Annotated in this window: 3 protein-coding genes and 4 pseudogenes; 4 read left to right on the plus strand and 3 right to left on the minus strand. The window is 54.8% G+C overall.

What is annotated here, in order from left to right; all coding sequences use genetic code 11:
* The 4 genes and pseudogenes from CRO75_RS31775 to CRO75_RS31785 form a co-directional block, all read left to right on the plus strand.
* A pseudogene (locus CRO75_RS31775) lies at nucleotides 1-223 on the plus strand (IS5/IS1182 family transposase); the annotation flags it as partial.
* Nucleotides 224-809: 586 nt separating this feature from the next.
* Nucleotides 810-3,857, plus strand: coding sequence for a non-ribosomal peptide synthetase (locus CRO75_RS31780; protein WP_239990683.1), 3,048 nt, complete (start codon nucleotides 810-812; stop codon nucleotides 3,855-3,857).
* A 23-nt stretch (nucleotides 3,858-3,880) separates the two neighbouring features.
* Nucleotides 3,881-4,066, plus strand: coding sequence for a hypothetical protein (locus CRO75_RS32785; protein ID WP_143504312.1), 186 nt, complete (start codon nucleotides 3,881-3,883; stop codon nucleotides 4,064-4,066).
* A gap of 120 nt (nucleotides 4,067-4,186) precedes the next feature.
* Nucleotides 4,187-5,040, plus strand: a pseudogene (locus tag CRO75_RS31785) (IS5 family transposase).
* A gap of 138 nt (nucleotides 5,041-5,178) precedes the next feature.
* On the opposite strand, the pseudogene CRO75_RS31790 reads toward CRO75_RS31785, so the two are convergent.
* The 3 genes and pseudogenes from CRO75_RS31790 to CRO75_RS33480 all read right to left on the minus strand — a co-directional run.
* Nucleotides 5,179-5,341, minus strand: a pseudogene (locus tag CRO75_RS31790) (IS5/IS1182 family transposase); the annotation flags it as partial.
* 93 nt (nucleotides 5,342-5,434) lie between these two features.
* Nucleotides 5,435-5,977 carry a lysis system i-spanin subunit Rz gene (locus CRO75_RS31795; protein WP_097140574.1) on the minus strand — a complete coding sequence of 181 codons (543 nt, stop codon included), beginning with the start codon at nucleotides 5,975-5,977 and terminating at the stop codon, nucleotides 5,435-5,437.
* Nucleotides 5,977-6,150 (minus strand): annotated as a pseudogene (locus tag CRO75_RS33480) (glycoside hydrolase family 19 protein); the annotation flags it as partial. The gene CRO75_RS31795 and the pseudogene CRO75_RS33480, both read right to left, overlap by 1 nt.

Here is a 6,150-nt window from a genome sequence, read left to right on the forward strand (position 1 = left end):
AAGAACAGGACAATGGCACTCAGAACAAGGCGATCTGTTCATGGTAACACCTGCTCCGAGCGGTTTCGTGGTGATGCCCAGGCGCTGGGTAGTGGAGCGAACTCATGCCTGGAATGAGAGGGCTCGACGACTAATTATGCATCACGACCGGTTGTTCGCTGTGAGTGAGGCGTGGGTGTGGCTGGCCGAAGCGCGCATACTCGAGCGCCGACTCACTACATAATTTTGTCTACACCCTCTAGGTATGGTCTGGGCATCGCGTTTTGCCTCCTCTCTCAGCTTAGGGATAAGCGTATGTTCGCGCCGGCCAATGCTGCGCACTTCACGTTATGCACCACGACCGGCTGTTCGCTGTGAGCGAGGCATAGGTGTGGCTGGCAGAGGCATGTATACTCGCACGCCGTCTGGCGGCTTGATTTTGTCTACACCCTCTTAGAATTTTTTACTTTGCAAGTCATCGCAAGAAGTTATAGAAATTAAACTTCAACAATCAAATTGGTTGCGCTAGGATAAAACAGCTAACAGAACTGTAGCTCCCATCCTGCAAAGGAGTGCAACTATGACTCTAGTCTGTTCTTAAATTATTTTCTTTGTAGGTTAGATAGCCTCTAGCCAGCGTCGCCGTGTCCGGGCTAGTGGTTCGCAGCCTATGAAAACTTAAACGCATTAATAACCGCCCGCCATCGATCATTTTCTCATGGCAGAACTTGTTTGCGCCTATCGTTTTATCCGAGAGAAATCGACCGTATAAGCCTTGGCGTCTATAGCCTGATTGTTGTCGCTCGGCGCTTGTACTTCATGCGCGAGGTATGTTTCATTTTTTAGTTACGAAACCAATACAGATTTTATCTTCAGGAATGCGGGAGAAGAAAATGTGTAATGTGTTGTCGCAATTCATCCAACAAGCCACCGATATCCCAGATAACGTTGCCGTCATTCATGGTGATGCCAGGATGACTTATCAACATTTGAACCAGGAAAGCGACAGGTTGTGCGGAGTATTGCAACAAGCAGGTGTCAATTCCAATCACATAGTTCCCTTGATAGCACAGCGTACGCCGGAGCTCATCATTGGTATCTTGGCAATAGCCAAAACCGGTGCTGCTTATATCCCGGTTGATATCCACTATCCGGAAAGACGCATTGTGCAAATCACCAGACAAAGTGATTCTCCCGTCATTCTGATAAGCCATCGGGCATTTTCTGCAATAGCCGGAACAGCGGCGCAGCAAGTGATCGCCATTGACCAATCTCGTGAAGGCATCGAGGTGCCCGCCACACTCCACCTACCGTACCCGGGTGATACAGCCTATGTAATTTTCACATCCGGGACGACAGGAATACCGAAAGGCGTCATGATTTCGCACGCCGCCTTGAGTAACTTGGTTAACTGGCATAACACGCATTTTGATATGGACCAACATAGTCGCAGTACGCTGATGGCGGGTATCGGGTTTGATGTCGCGCAATGGGAAATCTGGTCACCCCTAATATGTGGCGCCACACTTATTTTGCCAGATAATGAGGAAGCCCGCTTACAGACAGACTCCCTACTGCGCTTTTTTGCTGTCCATAAAATGACGCATGCCTTTGTCCCAACCGTGCTCGTTCCCGAAATTGTAAACCAGCCCCAGCCGGACAATCTTGCGCTACGTTATCTATTCACTGCGGGCGAAAAACTGAATCCGGTCAATCTCACCCGGGCAAACTTCCAGTTGATCGATTATTACGGCCCAACAGAAGCTACTATTTTCACCACATGCAATACGGTAGTTTGTGCCACACAAAATCCGCTAGCGAGTATTGGTTTCCCGATTGCCGGTGCAGAGGTTTTTATTCTCGATGAGCAATTAAATCCTGTGACGAACGAACAACCCGGAGAGTTATTCATCGGTGGGCCGGGCTTGGCTACTGGTTACCTTAATAACCCCGGTTTGACGAAAGAGAAATTTCTGACGCTGCCGTTTGCGCCCGAAAAATACCTTTACCGCAGCGGCGATCGCGCCCGCTGGTTGCCGGACGGACGTATACAATATCTTGGCCGTCTTGACGATCAGGTGAAAATTCGCGGTAACCGTGTGGAGCTCGGCGAAATCGAGAGCATCCTTCTGCAGGCGGAAGGGGTGAAGGGCGCTGTTGTTCTGGTTACACTAGAGGAGTCTGCCAGCGAGAAGCGGATACTCGCTTTCGTCGCCGCTGAATGCGGTAATAGCGCAATACTAAAGGAAACCTTGCGCGCCCATCTGACTGACTCACTGCCTGCTTACTTTATGCCTGCCGGGATTCAGATTCTGCCGCGCCTACCGTTGACGGCTAACGGAAAAACGGATAAGCAGGCCCTGCTGGCCGGCTACTTTCCGGACCTCCCAGCAGCATCGCCAGCCGCCGCGTTACACGGAACAGGGGCCATTCTGACAGAGGTCTGGAAGACGTTATTAACTGGTGTTACTCCCGGCCCTGATGACAACTTTTTCGCACTCGGAGGGCATTCCTTGCTAGCCGCCAGGATGGCATCGGCCATTACTAAACAAACTGGCATCCGAGCTTATGTACGCGACATCTACGACTACCCGACGATACGTTCGTTGGCCCACGCGCTGGAGTTGCGCAACCTGTCCGCACCATCGACTGCCGACAGCGAACCCTTGCGTATTCTACAGGACGATATTTTTCTGCCGGATGACGTTCGTATCAACCCGCATTTTGACGAGCGGCAAATCAGTACGCCGCGGTATATCTTGCTGACTGGAGCAACTGGATTTGTAGGTTCCCACCTGTTGGCAGACTTGCTACAAAGCACTCACGCACACATTTATTGTCTGATCCGTAGTAAAAATACAGAAACGGCTCGACAAAAACTCACCGACACGCTGGATCGGTATCTAATTCCACTGACGGATGAGCACCTTGCCCGCATTCACCCCCTGGCTGGCGATCTGGCAGAGCCCCACTTCGGGCTAAAGCAGGAGGAATATCATCGTATAAGCCAGGAAACCGACATCATTTATCATTCCGCCAGTGCGGTAAATTTCATTCAACCCTATTCATACATGAAGCGAGATAACGTGCAGGGGTTGCGAGAGGTCATTCGTTTCGCTGCCGTCGAACGCACCAAGCCTCTTATGTTGCTCTCCACCATCTCCGTGTATAGCTGGGGACATCTGCATACAGGAAAACGGATAATGCGTGAGGATGACGACATCGACCAGAACCTACCCGCCGTGATCACGGACATCGGGTATGTGCGCAGCAAATGGGTGATGGAGAAGATCGCGGATCTAGCTGCTGCGCGCGGCTTGCCGCTGATGACTTTCCGCCTGGGTTATGCAACCAGCCACAGCATGACCGGCGTCAGCGCTGGTTATCAGTGGTGGGGGCGGCTGGTCAAAACCTGTCTAGATACCGGCACCGTTCCCGCATTGCAAGATCTGCGCGAGGGGCTCACTACCGTGGACTACATGACCCGCGCCATTGCATATATCACTCGTAACCCCAAGGCGTTGGGCCACAAATTCAACCTGATTCACGAACAACAGAACAACCTAACGCTGAACGCCTTTTTCAACCTGCTCGAACAATATTTCGACTTCCGCTTCAGCCCGCTGCCTTTCACCGACTGGTTGGCGCAATGGGAACAGGATGCGGATGCCCCCCTCTACCCATTGCTCAGCCTGTTTAAGGACAACATGACAGGGGGCCAGTCCACGGTGCAGCTCTATCAGGACACCTATCTGTGGGATTGCAGTAACGTGAAACATTTTCTGCAAGGCAGCGACATCCAAGAGCCGGTGTTTACTCGTGATCTGCTGGAGCGTTACTTGTACCGCTCCATCGGTTGTGAAGGGCTGTCACTCTAACCTGCTCTGCTGGAGAAATGGCCATGGACCTCATTGCCCCTGTACTGAAGCCCCGAAAAACGGGGCAGTGGTGTGACAGCATTTTCCTTTACATGGTGAGTCGAGGCACGACAAATAGTAGCTGGTGGTATGCCCTGTCAAATCGCGAAGATGCTCAACATACTGAATCGCAAACGCCGAAAGGAAAAACAACCGCCAAGACGAAATAGAAGGGAGATTCCCAATGTCCGTCTGACCGGGCAGTGGATGAGCGCGAGGCCCCTCAGCCTAGGTTCTGTACGAAAAGTCGGTGCAGGTAGAATCGCTGCCATGATTGGCTGGAGGCCCACATGGCAAAGCGCTACGAATTCCCGGATGCGGGCTGGGAGTTGATCAAGGATCTGGTTTCTCCGGAACAGAAGATGGGCCGACCTCGAAGTGATGATCGGTTGGTGCTCAACGGCATCTTCTGAATTCTCTGCTCCGGAGCCGCCTGGCGGGATCTGCCGGAACGTTTCGGCCCGTGGTCGACGGTGTATCAACGGTTCCGTGACTGGCGAGACGACGGCACGTTTGACCGAGTACTTGAGCGATTGCACGTCCGGCTGAATCAGGAAGGGCTGATTGACCTGGATACGTGGATGATCAACTCCACTGCGGTGCACGCAACCCGAGCCTCTTCTGGCGCCGGGAAAAAGGGGGGCCAGAAGAGCGGGTAGACCATGCATTGGGACGTAGTCGAGGCGGCCTGACCACCAAGATTCACCTGATCTGCGATGCCAATGGGATACCTCTTCGCTTCATGCTGTCACCGGGGCAGGCCAGCGATATTGCATATGCTCAGCCGCTCTTGGATCAGGTGCGTATCCCCGGGAAGTCGGGACGGCCGCGTAAGCGCTGCCGTTGGTTACTGGCAGACAAAGGTTACGATGCCGAGCATCTGCGCCAGTACTGCGATCGCTACCGCATGCAGCCGGTGATTCCGCAGCGCACCATGAAGCGCAAACCCAAGCCAGGACTACCCCGACTGTTTGATCGTCCGAAATACCGGCAACGGAACATCATCGAGCGGATGTTTGGCTGGCTGAAAGAGAACCGGAGAATCGGCACCCGCTACGACAAGCTCGCCAGAAGTTTTGCCGCGATGGTCACGCTGGCTTGCACGCTGCGATGCCTACGGCAGTACTTTTCGTACAGGGCCTAGGGAAAACCGCTTGCGGTCGAGGCTCAGGTGATCCAAGGGGCAAACAATAATAGAAGAACAGGGCACTGGTGCTCAGAGCCAGGCAATCTGTTTTACTATGGCGTCCACCTCGGCCGGCTTAGGAGAGTGTAGGTAAAATCATGTGGGGAGCCAGCGCGCGAGTATGCGTGCTTCGGCCAGCCACACACGCCTCGCTTACGGTGAGCAACCGATCGTGGTGCATGATCAGTCGCCGCGCCCTCTCATTCCAGGCATGAGTCCGCTCCACCAGCCAGCGCCTGGGCATCATCACGAAACCGCTCGGGGCAGAGGCCGCGGCTGGACTTGCAGGAAGGGTCTGCGAGTTCGGCGGGCCGGGCTGGATGTTGGCGCATCCACCCGGCTCACCTCTTTACTACTTGGTGACTTCACGGACGTAGGCCTGGCAGGCCTTCAACGCGATCAGTCCTCGATCGCCTTCGTTGGTGATGGCGATAATTCGTCGAGCATGCGCTGGGTCAAGTTGGGCGCGTACGGTTCCATCCACCAGGCCTCCGGTGCCGGCGGGCGCTCGCATCCCACTGTCACCACCCTGGGCGGCAGCGGTTCCGGCGTCGAGTAGGACTGACAGCCGCAGATCAGCAGTAGCCAGCCGATCACGCAAGCGAGCCTGGGCTTGTTGAGCATCGTTCATCTCCTTCCAGTGAGTTTGATCTTGGGTTTGCAGGCGATCCTCCAGCTCGCGGCGCAGGGCCTGCTGCGACTCCAACTGCCTGAGTGCTGCCAATGCGGCCTGTTCTCGCTCGCGTCCATGCGCCAGGTCTTTCACAGCGAGCTGTCGCTCATACGCCGTCGCCTGCTTGGCAAGCTCATCGGTCTGCCACACCCAAGCAACGCGAGCACCTACTGCCGCTCCGAACACCAGGGCCAGCACGCCCCACTTCCAGCCCAGGGACATCACATCAGCACCTGCTCGGCACGCTTGTAGATCGCCAAACGATCATCCAGCCCATTGAGTCCGCCGTTGATCCGTCGGGTGATGGCCTCGAACGCCGACGGCCCCTTGTCGGCCAGCGAGTTGAGGCCGGCCAGGTGCCAGAACCAACCGGCCGAGTCGGCAGCGTGCTCCGG

The sequence above is a fragment of the Pseudomonas sp. LAMO17WK12:I10 genome (assembly GCF_900215185.1).
Taxonomy (GTDB): Bacteria; Pseudomonadota; Gammaproteobacteria; order Pseudomonadales; family Pseudomonadaceae; genus Aquipseudomonas; species Aquipseudomonas chlororaphis.

What these genes read in the sequence shown, in the direction of transcription:
- CRO75_RS31780 (WP_239990683.1), top strand. Translation starts at nt 810, where the DNA reads ATGTTTCATTTTTTAGTTACGAAACCAATACAGATTTTATCTTCAGGA.
- CRO75_RS32785 (WP_143504312.1), top strand. Translation starts at nt 3,881, where the DNA reads ATGGACCTCATTGCCCCTGTACTGAAGCCCCGAAAAACGGGGCAGTGG.
- CRO75_RS31795 (WP_097140574.1), bottom strand. Translation starts at nt 5,977, where the DNA reads ATGTCCCTGGGCTGGAAGTGGGGCGTGCTGGCCCTGGTGTTCGGAGCG.